Source organism: Alteromonas ponticola (assembly GCF_012911815.1).
GTDB lineage: Bacteria > Pseudomonadota > Gammaproteobacteria > Enterobacterales > Alteromonadaceae > Alteromonas > Alteromonas ponticola.
The window spans coordinates 337441-354064 of record NZ_JAATNW010000002.1 but is presented as its reverse complement, the minus strand read 5'-3'; the positions used below and the strand labels follow the sequence as shown (position 1 = coordinate 354064).

Below are 16624 nucleotides of genomic sequence, written 5' to 3'. Positions count from 1 at the left end.
TTATGAGGCTTTTTGACCAGTTAGCTTTACGCCCTACAAGCGACTCGTTAAAATTGAAGCTTTATTCGTTTTATAAAAACAGGACAGATTTGAGGTCACAATGAGCGAAATCAAAACTCAGTTAGTCGTATTAGGAGCAGGACCGGGTGGTTATTCAGCCGCATTCCGTGCAGCCGATTTAGGTATTGAAACCGTCATCGTCGACGCGCGGGAAACGTTAGGTGGTGTTTGCCTTAACGTAGGTTGTATTCCTTCCAAAGCGCTTTTGCACGTGGCTAAAGTTATCAAAGAGGCCACCCACCTGGGCGCACACGGCGTAACCTTTGGTGAACCGAAAATCGATCTGGATAAACTTCGCGACTACAAAGACAGCGTGGTAGGCCAATTGACTAAAGGTCTGTCAGGCATGTCAAAAATGCGCAAAGTGAAGCACGTGCAAGGTTACGGTAAATTCACTGGTGCTAATTCTCTTGAAGTAGAAGGGAAAGACGGCAAAACCACGATTAAATTTGAACAGGCGATTATTGCTGCCGGTTCAGAGCCGGTATCCTTGCCGTTCATCCCGGAAGATGATCGTGTAATTGATTCAACCGGTGCACTTGAGCTGAAAGACATTCCAGAAAAAATGCTGGTATTAGGTGGCGGTATCATCGGTCTTGAGATGGGCACCGTATACGAAGCACTCGGCTCCAAGATTGACGTGGTTGAATTCCTAGACCAGTTAATTCCTGCGGCAGATAAAGACATCATGAAAGTGTTCATGAAGTCCTATAAAGAGAAATTCAACGTGATGGTCGAAACCAAAGTGACCAACGTGGAAGCGAAAAAAGACGGCCTGTACGTTACCTTCGAAGGTAAGCAGGCGCCGGACGAAGCGGTACGCTACGACAAAGTGCTGGTTGCGGTTGGACGTCGTCCAAACGGTAAACTAATCGACGCTGACAAGGCTGGCGTAAACGTTGATGATCGTGGCTTTATCAATGTGAACAAGCAGCTACAAACCAACGTTGAGCACATTTTCGCGATTGGTGACGTTATCGGTCAGCCAATGCTTGCTCATAAAGCCGTGCATGAAGGTCATGTTGCTGCTGAAGTAATTTCTGGTAAAAAACATTACTTCGATCCACGCTGTATTCCATCAGTTGCTTACACTGAGCCAGAAGTAGCATGGGTTGGATTAACTGAGAAAGAAGCGAAAGAGCAGGGCGTTAATTACGAAACGGCCACGTTCCCATGGGCTGCATCAGGTCGTGCAATTGCTTCTGACGCCACTAACGGTATGACCAAAATGATTTTCGACAAAGACTCAGGTCGTGTCATTGGTGGTGCCATTGTGGGTACCAATGCTGGCGAAATGTTAGGTGAAATTGGCTTAGCGATTGAAATGGGTGCGGATGCAGAAGATGTGGCATTAACCATTCACGCTCACCCCACACTTAACGAATCTATCGGTCTGGCGTCAGAAATCTTCGAAGGAAGCATTACTGATATGCCTAACCCGAAAGCGAAGAAAAAATAAGTTCGCTAATGAATAAAAAACGCCCGCGAAAAGCGGGCGTTTTTGTATCAGCTATTTATGCCGTTTCGGCATCAAACCAATGTCGGGTTCTATTGGCAAACCACACCAGCGACAGCATCACAGGCACTTCAACCAATACCCCAACTACGGTGGCAAGAGCCGCACCTGAATGCAGGCCAAACAAGGATACGGCCATCGCTACTGCCAGTTCGAAGAAATTTGATGTACCGATCATGCACGCAGGCGAGGCCACCCGATGCGGTAAGCGCATTTTTAATGCGAAGAAATAGGCCAGCGCAAAAATACCGTAGGTCTGAATTAGCAGAGGGATAGCGATCAAACCAATTACCAGCGGCTTTTCCAGGATGGTTTCGGCTTGCAGGCCAAACAACAATATTATGGTTAATAGCAACCCGATGATAGAAAACGGCTTTAATTGGGCAACAAACTGATTCAGACGCGTGTCATCGTTACCTTTACGCAAGACCAGCCGGGTAATTGCACCCAGAAGCAAGGGTAGTACAACGTAAATCACCACTGATAACAACAGTGTTTCCCACGGCACCTCAATATCACTTACCCCCAACAAAAACGCCGCAATGGGCGCAAATGCAAACACCATGATCACATCGTTGACGGAGACCTGAACCAAGGTGTAATTCGCATCGCCCTTGGTCAGGTGACTCCAGATGAATACCATCGCCGTACAGGGGGCCACACCTAACAGAATCATACCGGCGATATATTCGCTGGCAGACTGTGGATCAACCCACTGGGCAAAGATGCCTTCAAAAAACAGCCAGCCTAAAAATGCCATGGTGAAGGGTTTTATCAGCCAGTTAATCACCAGAGTCAGCACCAACCCTTTGGGCGCTTTGCCCACATCCTTTATCGAGGCAAAATCAATTTGAATCATCATCGGGTAAATCATCAGCCAGATCAGTACCGCGATAACCAAATTAACATGGGCGTACTCCAGCTCAGCGACCATCGCAAACCAGCCAGGCACCAACGTACCGGCCACCACACCCACCAGAATGCACACTCCTACCCACACAGAGAGGTAACGTTCGAAAAAGCCCATTATTTATCCTTTATTGTTATTGTGATGATTGATTGACGCGTTGCATTAATTGTTCGGCCGTTTCTACCCGTTCAGAGTAACGGTCAACCAGATAATCGCTATTGTCGCGGGTAAGCAGGGTAAACTTGATGAGCTCTTCCATTACGTCCACAATGCGGTTGTAATAACCCGACGGTTTCATGCGATCTTCATCATCAAACTCAAGAAATGCTTTAGCCACTGAGGATTGATTTGGAATGGTGATCATGCGCATCCAACGTCCCAGTACGCGCAATTGATTGACCACATTAAACGACTGTGAACCGCCTTCTACCTGCATGACTGCCAGCGTTTTACCCTGCGTGGGACGCACGGCACCCAGCGATAGCGGGATCCAGTCAATCTGCGACTTCATAATGCCGGTCATGGCGCCGTGACGTTCTGGCGAGCACCACACCTGACCTTCAGACCACACCACCAGTTCTCTTAACTCCTGCACCTTGGGATGAGTATCTTCCTCACCATCGGGCAGCGGCAGTCCTTTCGGATCAAAAATGCGCACTTCGGCCCCCATACGGATCAGCAAGCGGGCGCACTCTTCAATGACCAGTTTACTGAATGAGCGTTTTCTTAGTGAGCCATACAGTAACAGTATTTTGGGCTTATGCGTGGAAAGCGTTTGCGTGAATTGATTCGATTCCGGAATGGCAAATTCGTCTTCATTTAAATTCGGTGTCGATAAATCTGTCACACTCATCAGTTAACTCCAAGATTAGAGAAAGCTTGCTGCCACTGTTCTTTAGGCAATAAAGCGATTTGGTTAATTTGTTTTGCGCGCTCACTGATAATCTCGATGGTATGTAAAAAAGCGCGCTCAGCTTCTTTCGCATCGTCAATTTTTGATGGATCTTCTAGTCCCCAGTGAACTTTTATTGCCTGTCCAAACCACACCGGACAACTTTCACTGGCTGCGCTGTCACATACAGTCACCACCACATCCGGGGCAAATGATTCAAGCTGATGCCAGGATTTACTTGTTAAACCTAGCGTATCAAAGCCACTTTGCTCCAGATATTTGATGGAAAGCGGGTGGACCTCGTCGACGGGCTGACTACCCGCACTGCGGGCAACTACGTGGCTGTCGGTTAACTGGTTGGTAATGGCTTCAGACAAAATACTGCGACACCGGTTGTGGGTGCAGATAAAGAGTATTTTCATAATCAATTCTCGCAACAGCTTAAAAGTTGTTTGACGTTTTCGGCCAGGTAATGCTGGCTGTTTTGGTAAGTGAGTTTCAGTACATCCTGTGCCCAACTGGGTAACTGATCATGTATGCGATAGTAGACCCATTTACCACGCCGTTCGTCCTGCACCAGTTCACACCGCCTTAGTTCGGCCAGGTGCCGTGAAATCTTCGGCTGGCTGAGCTTTAATGCTGACTGAAAATCGCACACACATAACTCATTGTGACTGGAAATCAGCAACAGAATTTTCAGGCGGGTATCGTCCGCCAGGCATTTATAAAACGAAAGGGGAGATCCCATATAGCCTCCTTTGGTATATGGGATATCATATATATGAAATTTCGTATGTCAACCGTTTGAATTAAAAATCGGGTTTTTGTCGGCGTTGCTTCTTTTGACTATTCGCTTGCTTGGCCTGCTGTCGGCGGGCCTTTACCGCTTTTGAAACCCGTGTGGGACGGCGCTTCTTTTGGATTTTGGTTGACTGCGTGATCCATTCGTTCAGGCGTAAAACCGCATCCACTCGATTTTGCTCCTGAGTACGATATTGTTGCGCTTTCAATACAAATACGCCATCAGACGTGATACGTGAATCGTTAGTATTGAGTAAACGCGCTTTTACCTCATCGGGTAAAACTGACTGATGAATATCAAACCGAAGATGTATCGCGCTGCTGACTTTATTAACATTTTGTCCACCTGAGCCCTGTGCTCGAATGGCAGTAAGTTCCACGTCATTTTCGGTAAGCTGGGCGTGATATCCAGACATAGCCTTTATTGTATTCCTTTAAGTTGTGTTTCTGCTAACGAACAGTCAGCTTGAGTGCGCTGACTGATTAGCTCTTTGAGCGCATCAGGACAATAGCCTTTACGACAACAGCGAGACAGAAGTGCCTGATGTTGAGCGCTGCGCTCGCGTAAAAAACGTGTCACCAGACGGCGCAGCCACTGTAAGCCCAGATCATGGTCCTGGCGTTTATGCCACAACACTCCCAGAGGCGTTTTGGCGAGTTCAATCGGCGTCTCGAACACGGCTAACTCGCCGGAAAATATTTCTTTTTCAACTGCAATAGAGGGTACCACGCAAATCAAATCACTTTGCTGCAAAAGAGGCGCAACTGCATGAAAGTGGTTGACCGACATCGCCACACGTCGGCTTAAGCCCACATTCATCAACGCCTGATCGGTGATACCGGTCACATCGCCGGTGATAGACACCAGCAGATGGTCGGCATCAGCAAAACCCTGCAATGAAAGTTGCTCCTTAGCCAGTGGGTGGTCAGGTCGCATCACGCAGACATAACTGGGCTCAAGGATCTGCTCGGTTCTCACCACGTTGTCAGCCATAGGAAACTTGCCAATAACAAGGTCCGCTTCGGCATCATTAAGCACTTTTTCAGTATTCAGCGCGGCATTAGGCATTGCATAAATATTAATACCCGGTGCTTCGGTTTCGATAATCCTGCGCAAGGGGCCCCAAAGCATATCTACCACTATATCCGATGCTGAAATGCGGAACGTTCGTCGTGCTGTGGCAGGATCAAAATGACTGGGATTAACGGCATCTTCAAGCAAACCCAGTGGTTCCTTTATCTGACTCCACAAGTTCAACGCAAAAGCGGTAGGTTGGATGCCGCGGCCATCTTTGACAAATAACTCATCTTTCCATGCAGTGCGCATACGCGAAAGCGCATTAGACACCGCAGGCTGCGTCATTGCCAGGCGGTCTGCGGCGCGGGTAATAGCACCTTCTGTCATGATGGCGTCAAAAATCATGAGTAGATTTAAATCATTATTTCGCATAGGCATGCTACCCCACTCCGGATGATGATGTATAGATAACCCTAATGTATAACAATGCGTGATGCAATGCATATTAAAATATAATTATTTTTATTGATTGGTGGGAGGCATAATGCGCTCAATCAATTTTTCAGGTAGCGAAAATGCACATTTTTATCAAATTCAGTATTGTTGTTTGGGTCACCAGTATTCTGATTGCGTGTGGTGAAGTAACGCACGCGCAAACCCAGCAAACGCCCCAAGCGATTCCGGTAGACACCGCCGAGGTCATCAGTAAAGAAGTGGCCTTATGGGATTCATTTAGCGGCAGACTAGAGGCTCCTGAAACGGTTAGCTTACGCCCACGTGTCTCTGGATACATCGATTTTGTGGCCTTTAAAGAAGGCGACATAGTTAAACAAGGTGAAACCTTGTTTCTGATCGATAACCGTCAGTTTCAGGCAGAAGTTAAGCAACTGGAAGCACAGTTAGACAGCGCATATAGCCAGCGTAAACTTGCTGAGCAGGATCTCTCTCGGGCCACAAAACTAAAAGCCAGTCAGTCGGTATCTGAAGAAGTCATAGATACGCGTCAAGCGAAATTGACCCAGGCTGAAGCGCAAGTAGCTGCCATCTCAGCGCAACTGGATATTGCTCGCCTACAACGTGGTTTTGCCAGAGTGGAGGCGCCAATTACAGGTCGCATCTCACGCGCTAACGTCACTGCGGGCAACTTTGTCACCGCGGGTAACACGGTTTTGACCACGCTGGTTTCCACTGACAGGTTGCATGCCTATTTTGATGTGGACGAGCAGACTTACCTGTCGTTTTTGAGCCAGCTTGATACGCAGGATGGCGCTTCTGATCTGGCGGTTGCATTGCAGGTTGGCGGTAATACCGATAAAAACTACTGGGGTAAACTCGACTTTATCGATAATCAGGTGAATCCCGCTTCCGGTACCATTCGTGTGCGTGCTGCTTTTGACAATCAGGAAGGGCAGTTAGTACCCGGCATGTTCGCTCACATCAAACTGGCCAGTAGTGAAACTCAACCGCGAGTGTTGATCAGCGAAAAGGCGATCGGCACTGACTTGAACAATAAGTTTGTTTTTGTGGTGGGTGAGGATAATACCATTAGCTATCGTCCTATTACATTGGGTGACAAGCTGGGCAAGTTACGGGTTGTTGAGGCCGGTCTGCAAACAGGTGAAGCGATTGTGGTAAACGGGCTACAACGTATTCGTCCGGGGGCTGTGGTGGCGCCAAATGAAATTGACATGGCACCTGCTGAGGCCCTCAATGCGGTAATGCAGTGGCAACAACGCGCGCAAACCACTACCGCAATGAATCAACCAGCCAGCGGAGACGCTGGAGGAAGTCGATGAACATTGCACAGTTTTTTATTACCCGACCCGTCTTTGCGGGTGTTATTTCTATTATTATTTTTATTGCCGGAGCGCTGGCTGTCTGGCAATTGCCCATTACTGAATATCCTGATGTTGTACCACCTACAGTGGTTGTGACGGCGAATTATCCGGGCGCCAATCCCAAAGTCATTGGTGAAACCGTTGCCAGTCCATTAGAAGATGAAATAAATGGCGTGGAAGGTCTGTTGTACAGTTCGTCACAATCAACTTCTGATGGTCGTATGACACTTACCTTAACGTTTGCTATTGGCACCGATCCGGACGACGCGACCACGCTGGTTCAGAACCGGGTTAACCGTGCACTGCCGCGCTTGCCACAGGAAGTCCAGCGATTGGGTGTGGTGACTGAAAAGTCATCGCCCGATTTGACCATGGTAGTGCATTTAACCTCGCCGGACAGTCGTTACGATATGCTCTATCTTTCTAACTATGCGCAGCAGTTTGTCAAAGATGAATTAGCGCGGGTTGAGGGCGTCGGACAGGCACGCGTATTTGGTGCCGGTGAATTTAGCATGCGGGTGTGGTTAAACCCCGATCGTATGGCAGAACTGGGTTTAAACCCTACTGATGTTATTGCCGCTATTCGGGCGCAGAACCAACAAGCCGCGGCAGGCAGCCTGGGCGCGCAACCCTCGGGCAACAGCGATTTTAATTTATTGATCAATGTGCGCGGGCGCTTAAAAGATGAAAGTGAATTTAGAAATATTATTGTAAAGCGTTCCGCCGACGGTCAGGTTACCCGTCTGGATGATATCGCGCGAGTTGAATTAGGCGCTGACTATTATGTGTTACGCTCATTGCTGAATAACCAGCCTGCCGCAGCAATCCCGATATTTCAGGCTCCCGGCAGCAATGCAATTGAGATTTCTGATAACGTGCGCGCAACCATGGCCACACTTTCACAAAACTTCCCTGAAGGGTTAAATTACGAGATCGTTTACGATCCCACTGTATTTGTTCGTGGCTCGATAAAAGCGGTGGTAAATACCCTGCTTGAAGCCGTACTGCTGGTTGTGCTGGTGGTGGTGCTGTTCTTGCAAACCTGGCGGGCATCCATTATTCCGCTGGTCGCAGTTCCGGTTTCTTTGGTGGGCACCTTCGCCTTTATGCAGCTAATGGGTTTTTCACTCAATGCGTTGTCTTTGTTTGGTTTGGTACTGGCGATAGGTATCGTGGTCGATGACGCCATTGTCGTGGTAGAAAACGTTGAGCGAAATATTGCCGATGGACTCAGTCCCGTCGATGCCACGCGCCAGGCGATGAAAGAAGTGACCGGCCCGATCATCGCCACAACGCTGGTTTTGGCTGCGGTGTTTATTCCAACCGCCTTTATGTCGGGCTTAACTGGCCAGTTTTACAAGCAGTTCGCCCTAACAATTACGATTTCAACCATTATTTCCGCGATTAACTCATTAACCTTGAGTCCGGCGTTGTCAGCGTTACTACTCAAAAAGCACGATGCACCTAAAGACGCGCTGACCAAGCTCATGGACAGAATGCTGGGTCCCTGGGTATTTGGGCCATTTAACCGACTGTTTAATCGTGGCGGTCATGCTTACACCAAAGGCGTTAACCGTTTGGTGCGTAAAGGTGGCGTGGTGTTAGTGTTGTATGCTGGTTTGTTAGCATTGACCTGGCAGCAGTTTGCGAGCACGCCCACCGGTTATGTGCCGGCGCAGGATAAAATGTACCTGGTGGCATTTGCACAATTGCCTGATGCGTCATCTCTCGATCGAACCGAAGATGTCATTCGGCAAATGTCAGAGATTGCCATGCAGCACCCGGGTGTTGCCGATGCTGTGGCTTTCCCTGGCCTAAACATCAATGGCTTTACTAACAGCAGCAGTTCAGGTGTTCTTTTTACCCCTTTGAAACCGTTTGATGAAAGAACATCGCCAGAATTATCTGCCGGTGCCATCGCCATGCAGCTAAACCAACAATTTGGCGCAATAAAAGGGGCCTTTGTGGCGATTTTTCCGCCGCCTCCGGTAATGGGTTTAGGCACTATTGGTGGCTTTAAACTGCAAATTCAGGACCGCGCCAATCTAGGTTTTGAAGCCTTGGATAATGCCACCCAGCAGGTGGTTGGCAAAGCGTGGCAGGATCCTGCATTAACTGATACTTTCTCCAGTTTCCGGGTGAATGTGCCGCAACTGGATGTCGACGTGGATCGCACTAAAGCAATCAGTCAGGGAGTAACCACAGACAGCTTATTCAGCACGTTGCAAGCGTACCTGGGCTCGGTGTATGTGAATGACTTCAATCTGTTTGGACGCACTTATCAGGTTAACGTGCAGGCAGATTCGCAGTTCCGGCAGGATACCGATCAGATCCGCCAGTACAAGATACGCAACAGTGACGGGCAGATGATCCCACTGGGGTCGTTTGTATCGGTGGAACATTCGGCGGGGCCTGACAGGGTGATGCATTACAATGGTTATAACACGGCAGAAATTAATGGTGCACCTGCAGCCGGATACAGCTCCGATCAAGCCAAAGCGGCCATCGAAAAGATTTTAGATGAAACGCTACCTATTGGCATGAGCTATGAGTGGACTGATTTAACCTATCAGCAGATCCTGGCAGGGGACGCCTCATTGATTGTATTTCCGCTGGTGGTGTTACTGGTGTTCCTGGTGCTGGCCGCCCAGTACGAAAGTCTGACCCTGCCATTAGCAATTATCCTGATAGTACCCATGACCTTATTGAGTGCGTTGATCGGGGTGGGGATTGCAGGAGGCGATAACAATGTGTTCACACAAATTGGTTTAATCGTTCTGGTAGGGCTGGCCACGAAAAATGCAATATTGATTGTTGAGTTCGCCAAGGAACTGGAAGAGCAGGGGATGACCACACTGGAAGCGATTCTGGAAGCCAGCAAGCTACGTTTGCGTCCGATTCTGATGACATCCATCGCCTTTATTATGGGGGTATTGCCTATGGTTATCTCAACCGGGGCGGGAGCAGAAATGCGTCAGGCAATGGGCGTTGCTGTATTTGCCGGTATGATTGGGGTCACCTTTTTTGGCTTGTTGCTCACCCCGGTATTTTATTCTTTGCTTCGCAGCAAACGGAAAAAAACACCCGCAACTCAACTGGTTATCGAGAAATAATGACGGCGGGCCTGAGGCCCGCTTTACATTTCCACCGCTTCGCCTCTGTTTTGCCATAGTTGTCATATAGGCTTTCTTCAGTTATTAAACGAAGGAATGGCATTATGAATAAAACAGTCGCTGTTATTTTGGCAACAGGCGCGGTATTAGGGTTAACCTTGCTTGGTACGCAATTAGGTAATGCTATCATCACCTTTAAAACCTGGGATCGTGTGGTAACCGTTAAAGGGTTGTCAGAAAGAGAATATCTGGCAGATAAAGTAATTTGGCCGATTCAGTTTACCGAAGCCGGTAACGATCTGAGTGCGTTACATCGAACACTTAAACAGCACACTCAAAGTATTACGCAGTACTTACATAACGCTGGCCTGGACGCGCAATCCATCACCGTTGGTGCCCCCGAAATTATCGATAAGCTGGCACAGCGCTATGGCGGTGAGCGTACAGAATTTCGTTACAGTGCGATACAAACCATTACCGTATATTCAACAAAAATCGAGTTTGTCAGAGGCTTGATGGCGTCTATTTCGGAATTGGTCAGTGAAGGGATCGTGTTTACCTCTCCCGGGTATGAAGCGCGAACAGAATATCTGTTTTCCCGCTTGAATGAGGTTAAGCCAGTGATGATTGAAGAGGCTACAAAGCATGCCAGAGAAGTGGCCAATAAATTTGCCCAGGACTCAGACAGTAAACTGGGCAAAATTAATCAGGCCAGACAAGGGCAGTTCTCCATTTTTGCGCGTGATAATCATCATCCACACATTAAAAAGGTGCGTGTAGTTTCCACTATTGAATATACACTGGTAGACTGATTTGATGAGCAATTGTACTTAGAAAAAACGATATGGTAAGCAAAGGAGAGCCTTCTCCTTCACAGTTAGAGTTTTTTGATGTTCCCAGCCCGTGTATCGGCGTATGTCAGTCGGGTGCGCGTGGGTATTGCCTGGGATGTTTCAGAAGTCGTGAAGAGCGCCTCTACTGGTTAAAAATTGATGATGCTACCAAGCGTAAAATTATTGCGGCGTGCCATCGCAGAAAGCTGTCAGCGCAACGAAACGCCCAACCGGATACCGGCATCTCTGAGCCGGCACCGTTGCAAACCGACTTATTTAAAAAAAAGTAGATGCTTACAGTACGCGGTTATAACTCAGCATACTGCAATGTAACGTAAAAGGGGCTGAGATTTATTGCATGGCTGATATAATTCCTGAAATGTTTGAAGTGGTGTTAAATTATGTCTCTAACTAAGTATGTTTCCTATGCGTCGCAGTCATTCACGCTGCCAGATATTTGTTTACGCATTCGCGATATACTCGATGATCATCGTTCTGATGCCGACGACATTGCGAGGTTAATCAGCGTAGATCCGTCGTTGACAGCTAAAATCCTTCGCCTGGCGAATAGCGCATTATTTCGCTTTCCTTCACAAATTGGCTCGATTTCAAAAGCGGTTAACGTGATCGGCGGTGAGGCTCTGTACAATCTGGTGGTGGCTGAAACCGCTAATACCGCTTTCACACAGTTTAATTCGCCCTTGATCAATCCAGATCAACATTGGCGAAACTCGGTATTTTGCGGAATGGTAGCGAAATATTTGGCCAAACATTGTCGCATTCGTGGCATTGAACGCTTCTTTGTCATGGGAATATTGCAGAATTTAAGTGAATTGGTTGTCGCAAAATGTTCGCCAGAAAAATACGAGGCTTATTTGAACGACGACAGTGATTTACTGCCGTGGGTAAAACAATTAAGTCACTTTAAGTTCACCTTTGCGCATTGCAGTGGCACTATAATGGAAAGCTGGAGACTACCTCTGTCACTTTATTTCCCGGTGGTTCATTTGCATAATGATAAACAAAAAGTGGTAGATGCAGAAATCGCAGTACTTGCGATTGCGGTAAGAACCTTGTTCAATGAGCAACAGGAAGACGATAACAATAAAATTGAACTTATTTCGCCAGAATTAGAAAAGATAATTAAGATCGAAAAGGAAACCATTAATGATGCGATTCATTATTCTCGAAGAGAAACGGATATGATCGCCTCATTAGTACGACAATAATAGTCACGGAACGATTTTTTGCGCTAAACATTAGAATAGAACATTACTATGCAAAATTCGTTTGCCATTTATCTAATGGCGATTACGATGCTGTCATTTTGTTTGCTTCCCGACGCACAGGCGGCAAAAGACCGTAATTTGATCAGCACGCTTTATCATCCTGACATGATCCCTGATGTGGATGAAGAAGCGCCACATTTTACCCTCGATGGTGAAGTGGGCATTCTCTTTGCCACGGGTAATTCTGACGCAACGACGATCAAGGGTGGCATTGTTTCCGAACATGAAACCCGCTGGTGGAGTAACCGCTATTTTGGTGAACTGCTTTATAAAGAAAGTGAAGTTGAAAAAGGCGGTGAAAAAGAGCGAGAGGTTACGGCCGAGCGTTTGTTCGGCTATGCACAGCTAGACTACAAATTAAATAACCGGGATCGCCGGTTGTTCATCTACGGTGATTACGAAAACGATGAGTTCAACGGCTTTCATTATCGTTCTTCGATAGCGTCAGGCTGGTCTCATCAGCTTTGGCAAAATGAAGTTGATGAATTCAGATACAGTGTCGGCCCGGGTTATTCTTTCGTTTCCGTTGAAGAGGAGACGGAAACCTCGATTAACAGTGGATTCATCGTACGTGCCTCCGTGGAATACCGTTACTTTTGGACCACAGGGGCCAAATTCAGACAGTTCGCCAGTATTGAAGCGGGTGGGCACAATATTAAAACGCGGTCTGAGACATCAGTTACCGCAACAATATTTGAATCCCTTGCGTTAAAATTTGCGCTTACCTGGACACATGAGACTAATACGCCAGAAGACGTGGCTGAGCTAAATACGGAGTCTTCCGTTTCAGTGGTTTATCGATTTTTCTAATCATTTGATTTAGAAAGTCGCGCGAAACCGCGTATTTTAGCCGTTTGGTGAACTTTTTCAGCTTTGATAAGATATAAACGCAGTATCGAATAATGTTAAAAAGATTTAATTGCAGGAACACACTGATGAACAGAAGTTTAGTTGCTACGGCAATTCTAGGCACGTTAGTCGCGAACGTCGCAGTCGCACAAGAAGAGAAAAAACCGTTCACGATGGAAGGTGGCGTGGGTGCCATTCATACCACAGGTAATACAGAAACCACTTCGTTAAGTGCATCCTTAGTGGCGCATCAGGAGCTTCCAAAGTGGAGTAACGATTACAATATCGAAGGGTTGTATAAAAAAGAGACGGTTGAAAATGACGAGGGTGAAGAAGAAGAGCGTACGTCAGCCGATAGCTTGTTCGCGTCATCTCAGGCCAACTACAAGTTAGCTAACCCCAATTATCGTATTTTCGGTTTCGCATCTTACGAGCAAGACAAGCTAAGCAACTACGAATACCAGACCACCCTGGCGGTCGGTTGGAACCATAAGTTATGGGAAACCGACAAAATGTCGTTCGAATACTCAGTGGGTCCTGGTTACGCCTGGGCTGAAACCCAGGAAGGTGAAAAGCAGGAAGGGCCAATTGTACGTGCGTCTGCAGCATATCAATGGCTGATTTCAGACACTGCTAAATTTACTCAGACGGTCAGTACTGAGGTGGGTGAAGACAACACCAAATCACGCGCTGAGTCGGCTGTAACCGCCACTATAAGCGGCAACCTGTCACTAAAAGTTGCGTTTAAGCTAGACCACAACAGTGAAGTAGACCCCGGTGTTGAAAAACTGGATACTGAAACCTCAGTTACGCTGGTTTATAACTTCTTTTAAGTTTTTTACTATGTGAAGGGACCCGAGCAGGGTCCCTCTACATATTTTCCTGGTAGTTTGAAAGTGCCCGATTGCACCAGTCTCTGGCACTTTCAATCGACTCGCAAAATAGCCAATCTAACCCATCACACTGTTTAAAAATGGATGTAAGCTGATATTCAGAAAGGGTTCTGGATTCAATATCTTTGAACAGGATCGCGATGGCAATAAGATTATTGCGCACTCTATCCTGAAACGATTTGGCTAGCTCCTCCAGCGCTTCGGGCGTATAAGCACTTTCATTTTTCAAGGTAGCAATTTCGGCCCAGGGGGCGTGGCGAAGCTGGCCTACAAAACTGATTAGATCCTTGTCCAGAGAGAAGATGGTTTCGCGGTTAAAAGGACCGCAAGCATCAACCAAAAGTATTTGGCCTTCCTTTTTTACCTCATAACTTCCATGTGCCCAGAACATGATTGTTGCCCGAAAGAAATTCGTTAACCCTCAGTATGGTTAAAATCATTCAGTTAGCAAAGATTATTCGATGAACGGTGGCAATGTGGTAGATGCAAAAGCGACTTTCAAGCCTTGTGCAATAAAGTTGCCCAAGGCTTGAGGTTTATAGCCCGAAGCGGGGCTTTATCCCATTAATGTAAAATACGTGTCTTGATGGTGCCGTCAATCTGCTGAAGTTCAGCCAGCGCGTCGTAGCCTTTTTCTGATTCAACATCCACCACCACGTAACCAATCTCGGCATTGGTCTGAAGATATTGCGCTTCGATGTTGATGCCTTTGTGTGCAAAGGTCTGGTTAATCTGGGTTAACACGCCAGGGCGGTTTTCGTGGATGTGCAGGATGCGACAGCTGCCAGGGTGGTCCGGCAAGGCCACTTCCGGGAAATTGACCGCAGACAGGGTAGAGCCGTTATCGCTGTATTTCGCCAGTTTGCCCGCCACTTCAATGCCGATGTTCTCTTGGGCTTCCTGGGTGCTGCCACCCACATGCGGGGTGAGAATCACGTTATCAAACGCGCGTAGCGGTGATTCAAACTCTTCTGAATTCGACTTAGGCTCCACAGGGAATACGTCTAATGCGGCACCGCTGATATGCTCATCTTTCAACGCTGTGACCAGAGCATCAATATCAATAACTGTTCCGCGGGAAGCGTTGATTAAAATGCTGTTTTTACGCATTTTACGCAGCTGCGCTTCGCCAATCATGTTCTTTGTTTGTAGCGTTTCAGGCACATGCAGGGTGACCACGTCTGAGGTTTCCAATAACCTGTCTAATGACTTAATCTGCGTCGAGTTGCCCAAAACCAGTTTATCTTCGATATCAAAAAACTGTACCCGCATGCCCAAGTGCTCAGCCAGAATGCTTAACTGTGTACCGATATGGCCGTAACCAATGATACCAAGGGTTTTTCCCCTTGCTTCAAATGCGCCATCGGCGGATTTATCCCATTCGCCCCGATGGGCTTTGGCATTTTTTTGTGGAATTTTGCGCAGCAGTAAAATGATTTGGCCTAACACCAGTTCAGCAACCGAACGGGTGTTAGAAAACGGCGCATTAAAAACCGGAATCCCTTTGGCCCGGGTAGAAATAAGATCGACCTGGTTCGTGCCTATACAAAAACAACCAATCGCAACCAGTTTACTGGCCGCCTCAACCACTGCTTCGGTTATTTGCGTGCGCGAGCGCAGACCAATAAAGTGCACGTCTTGTACTTTATCAATCAGTTCAGCTTCAGGGAGCGACGTTTTAAGGTATTCGATATTGCTGTAGCCGTTATTTTCAAACGTTTCCACAGCACTATGGTGTACCCCTTCTAACAACAAAATTTTGATTTTATCTTTTGGTAACGAAACTTTACTCATGGTCGCTTCTCAAACTGTAAAAAGACATCTGGACGTCTGGGAAGGCAAACTTAGCAAAATCAGTCGCAGAGTGAAAGGGAAATTACGCGCTGCCACTGAATAAATACTAAACGATGATAGCTTAATCAATCAGCAGCGCAAAAAAGGTGTTTTAATCGAGGGTTTCGACACCAGTATCGGTGGCAGACAGCACCACATCAGCACCACGCATGGCAAAGATGCCATTGGTCACCACACCGGCAATATTATTGATTTGTTGTTCAAGCTCACGGGGGTTGAGAATTTCCAGATTATGTACATCCAGTATCACATTACCGTTGTCGGTCGTTACACCTTCACGGTAAACCGGATCGCCGCCCAGTTTAACCAGCTCCCTGGCTACATAGGAGCGGGCCATGGGAATGACCTCAACGGGCAGCGGAAATTTACCCAGCACACCCACCCGTTTTGAATCATCAACGATACAAACAAATTTTTTCGCTACGGCCGCAACTATTTTCTCCTGCGTCAGCGCCGCACCGCCGCCTTTAATCATATGCTTGTGATCGGTGACTTCATCGGCGCCATCAATGTATACCGACAGCTGATCGACCGAATTCAGATCGAATACTTCAATGCCCAGCTTTTTCATACGCTCAGTCGATGCGGTGGAACTGGAAACTGCGCCTTCGATGTTATGTTTAATTTTTGCCAGTGCATCAATGAAATAATTGACCGTGGAGCCAGTTCCTACGCCCACAATTGAATCTTGCTCAACATACTTGATGGCCGCATTGGCCACGGCTTGTTTCTTTTCGTTCTGATCCATGCTTATTCCA

At 47.3% G+C, this 16624-nt stretch carries 17 protein-coding genes; 8 read left to right on the top strand and 9 right to left on the bottom strand.

Annotated features, from left to right (window positions below):
* The first annotated feature begins 100 nt into the window (after positions 1–100).
* Positions 101–1519: a dihydrolipoyl dehydrogenase gene (gene lpdA / locus HCJ96_RS04045; protein ID WP_169209756.1), complete on the top strand. Its 1419-nt coding sequence runs from the start codon at positions 101–103 to the stop codon at positions 1517–1519.
* A 55-nt stretch (positions 1520–1574) separates the two neighbouring features.
* Here the strand turns inward: lpdA and arsB are convergent, their stop codons facing one another.
* The 6 genes from arsB to HCJ96_RS04015 all read right to left on the bottom strand — a co-directional run bounded on the left by arsB (position 1575) and on the right by HCJ96_RS04015 (position 5629).
* The gene (gene arsB, locus HCJ96_RS04040) at positions 1575–2603 is read right to left on the bottom strand and encodes an ACR3 family arsenite efflux transporter (RefSeq protein ID WP_169209755.1); all 1029 of its coding nucleotides are present in this window, start codon (positions 2601–2603) and stop codon (positions 1575–1577) included.
* Positions 2604–2619: 16 nt separating this feature from the next.
* On the bottom strand, positions 2620–3339 hold the full coding sequence (gene arsH / locus HCJ96_RS04035; RefSeq protein WP_169209754.1) for an arsenical resistance protein ArsH: 720 nt from the start codon (positions 3337–3339) through the stop codon (positions 2620–2622).
* Entirely contained in the window at positions 3339–3800 is a 462-nt protein-coding gene (locus HCJ96_RS04030; protein ID WP_169209753.1) for an arsenate reductase ArsC, read from the bottom strand. The genes arsH and HCJ96_RS04030 overlap by 1 nt, the downstream gene beginning before the upstream one ends.
* A gap of 2 nt (positions 3801–3802) precedes the next feature.
* Positions 3803–4126: a metalloregulator ArsR/SmtB family transcription factor gene (locus HCJ96_RS04025; protein ID WP_169209752.1), complete on the bottom strand. Its 324-nt coding sequence runs from the start codon at positions 4124–4126 to the stop codon at positions 3803–3805.
* 61 nt (positions 4127–4187) lie between these two features.
* Positions 4188–4595, bottom strand: coding sequence for an alternative ribosome rescue aminoacyl-tRNA hydrolase ArfB (gene arfB / locus HCJ96_RS04020; RefSeq protein ID WP_169209751.1), 408 nt, complete (start codon positions 4593–4595; stop codon positions 4188–4190).
* 5 nt (positions 4596–4600) lie between these two features.
* Entirely contained in the window at positions 4601–5629 is a 1029-nt protein-coding gene (locus HCJ96_RS04015) for a LysR family transcriptional regulator (RefSeq protein ID WP_169209920.1), read from the bottom strand.
* A gap of 143 nt (positions 5630–5772) precedes the next feature.
* Here HCJ96_RS04015 and HCJ96_RS04010 point away from each other — a divergent pair, with 143 nt between their 5' ends.
* The 7 genes from HCJ96_RS04010 (at position 5773) to HCJ96_RS03980 (ending at position 13952) form a co-directional block, all read left to right on the top strand.
* A complete protein-coding gene (locus HCJ96_RS04010) occupies positions 5773–6993 on the top strand; it encodes an efflux RND transporter periplasmic adaptor subunit (protein WP_169209750.1) in 1221 nt (406 codons plus the stop codon).
* Positions 6990–10148 (top strand): efflux RND transporter permease subunit, encoded by a 3159-nt coding sequence (locus HCJ96_RS04005; protein ID WP_169209749.1) that lies wholly within the window; start codon positions 6990–6992, stop codon positions 10146–10148. Before HCJ96_RS04010 ends, HCJ96_RS04005 begins: the two co-directional genes overlap by 4 nt.
* A 104-nt stretch (positions 10149–10252) precedes the next feature.
* Positions 10253–10960 carry an SIMPL domain-containing protein gene (locus HCJ96_RS04000; RefSeq protein ID WP_169209748.1) on the top strand — a complete coding sequence of 236 codons (708 nt, stop codon included), beginning with the start codon at positions 10253–10255 and terminating at the stop codon, positions 10958–10960.
* Positions 10961–10992: 32 nt separating this feature from the next.
* The gene (locus HCJ96_RS03995) at positions 10993–11271 is read left to right on the top strand and encodes a DUF1289 domain-containing protein (RefSeq protein ID WP_169209747.1); all 279 of its coding nucleotides are present in this window, start codon (positions 10993–10995) and stop codon (positions 11269–11271) included.
* Positions 11272–11382: 111 nt separating this feature from the next.
* Positions 11383–12210 (top strand): HDOD domain-containing protein, encoded by an 828-nt coding sequence (locus HCJ96_RS03990; protein ID WP_169209746.1) that lies wholly within the window; start codon positions 11383–11385, stop codon positions 12208–12210.
* 48 nt (positions 12211–12258) lie between these two features.
* On the top strand, positions 12259–13080 hold the full coding sequence (locus tag HCJ96_RS03985; RefSeq protein ID WP_169209745.1) for a DUF481 domain-containing protein: 822 nt from the start codon (positions 12259–12261) through the stop codon (positions 13078–13080).
* A gap of 125 nt (positions 13081–13205) precedes the next feature.
* Positions 13206–13952, top strand: a complete 747-nt coding sequence (locus HCJ96_RS03980; protein ID WP_169209744.1) for a DUF481 domain-containing protein — start codon at positions 13206–13208, stop codon at positions 13950–13952.
* 37 nt (positions 13953–13989) lie between these two features.
* On the opposite strand, the gene HCJ96_RS03975 is transcribed toward HCJ96_RS03980, so the two are convergent.
* From HCJ96_RS03975 to rpiA, 3 genes are all read right to left on the bottom strand, one after another.
* Positions 13990–14403 (bottom strand): hypothetical protein, encoded by a 414-nt coding sequence (locus HCJ96_RS03975; RefSeq protein ID WP_169209743.1) that lies wholly within the window; start codon positions 14401–14403, stop codon positions 13990–13992.
* Between the two features lie 173 nt (positions 14404–14576).
* Entirely contained in the window at positions 14577–15806 is a 1230-nt protein-coding gene (serA, locus tag HCJ96_RS03970) for a phosphoglycerate dehydrogenase (RefSeq protein WP_169209742.1), read from the bottom strand.
* A gap of 151 nt (positions 15807–15957) precedes the next feature.
* Entirely contained in the window at positions 15958–16614 is a 657-nt protein-coding gene (gene rpiA, locus HCJ96_RS03965; protein ID WP_169209741.1) for a ribose-5-phosphate isomerase RpiA, read from the bottom strand.
* Positions 16615–16624 lie beyond the last annotated feature (10 nt).

Excerpts from the sequence above, each read along its gene's own strand:
- HCJ96_RS04015 (WP_169209920.1), bottom strand. The coding sequence starts at position 5,629 with ATGCGAAATAATGATTTAAATCTACTCATGATTTTTGACGCCATCATG.
- HCJ96_RS04000 (WP_169209748.1), top strand. The coding sequence starts at position 10,253 with ATGAATAAAACAGTCGCTGTTATTTTGGCAACAGGCGCGGTATTAGGG.
- HCJ96_RS03995 (WP_169209747.1), top strand. The coding sequence starts at position 10,993 with ATGGTAAGCAAAGGAGAGCCTTCTCCTTCACAGTTAGAGTTTTTTGAT.
- HCJ96_RS04030 (WP_169209753.1), bottom strand. The coding sequence starts at position 3,800 with ATGAAAATACTCTTTATCTGCACCCACAACCGGTGTCGCAGTATTTTG.
- HCJ96_RS04005 (WP_169209749.1), top strand. The coding sequence starts at position 6,990 with ATGAACATTGCACAGTTTTTTATTACCCGACCCGTCTTTGCGGGTGTT.
- HCJ96_RS03985 (WP_169209745.1), top strand. The coding sequence starts at position 12,259 with ATGCAAAATTCGTTTGCCATTTATCTAATGGCGATTACGATGCTGTCA.
- HCJ96_RS04010 (WP_169209750.1), top strand. The coding sequence starts at position 5,773 with ATGCACATTTTTATCAAATTCAGTATTGTTGTTTGGGTCACCAGTATT.
- HCJ96_RS03980 (WP_169209744.1), top strand. The coding sequence starts at position 13,206 with ATGAACAGAAGTTTAGTTGCTACGGCAATTCTAGGCACGTTAGTCGCG.
- HCJ96_RS04025 (WP_169209752.1), bottom strand. The coding sequence starts at position 4,126 with ATGGGATCTCCCCTTTCGTTTTATAAATGCCTGGCGGACGATACCCGC.
- arfB (WP_169209751.1), bottom strand. The coding sequence starts at position 4,595 with ATGTCTGGATATCACGCCCAGCTTACCGAAAATGACGTGGAACTTACT.
- HCJ96_RS03975 (WP_169209743.1), bottom strand. The coding sequence starts at position 14,403 with ATGTTCTGGGCACATGGAAGTTATGAGGTAAAAAAGGAAGGCCAAATA.
- arsB (WP_169209755.1), bottom strand. The coding sequence starts at position 2,603 with ATGGGCTTTTTCGAACGTTACCTCTCTGTGTGGGTAGGAGTGTGCATT.
- serA (WP_169209742.1), bottom strand. The coding sequence starts at position 15,806 with ATGAGTAAAGTTTCGTTACCAAAAGATAAAATCAAAATTTTGTTGTTA.
- arsH (WP_169209754.1), bottom strand. The coding sequence starts at position 3,339 with ATGAGTGTGACAGATTTATCGACACCGAATTTAAATGAAGACGAATTT.
- lpdA (WP_169209756.1), top strand. The coding sequence starts at position 101 with ATGAGCGAAATCAAAACTCAGTTAGTCGTATTAGGAGCAGGACCGGGT.
- rpiA (WP_169209741.1), bottom strand. The coding sequence starts at position 16,614 with ATGGATCAGAACGAAAAGAAACAAGCCGTGGCCAATGCGGCCATCAAG.
- HCJ96_RS03990 (WP_169209746.1), top strand. The coding sequence starts at position 11,383 with ATGTCTCTAACTAAGTATGTTTCCTATGCGTCGCAGTCATTCACGCTG.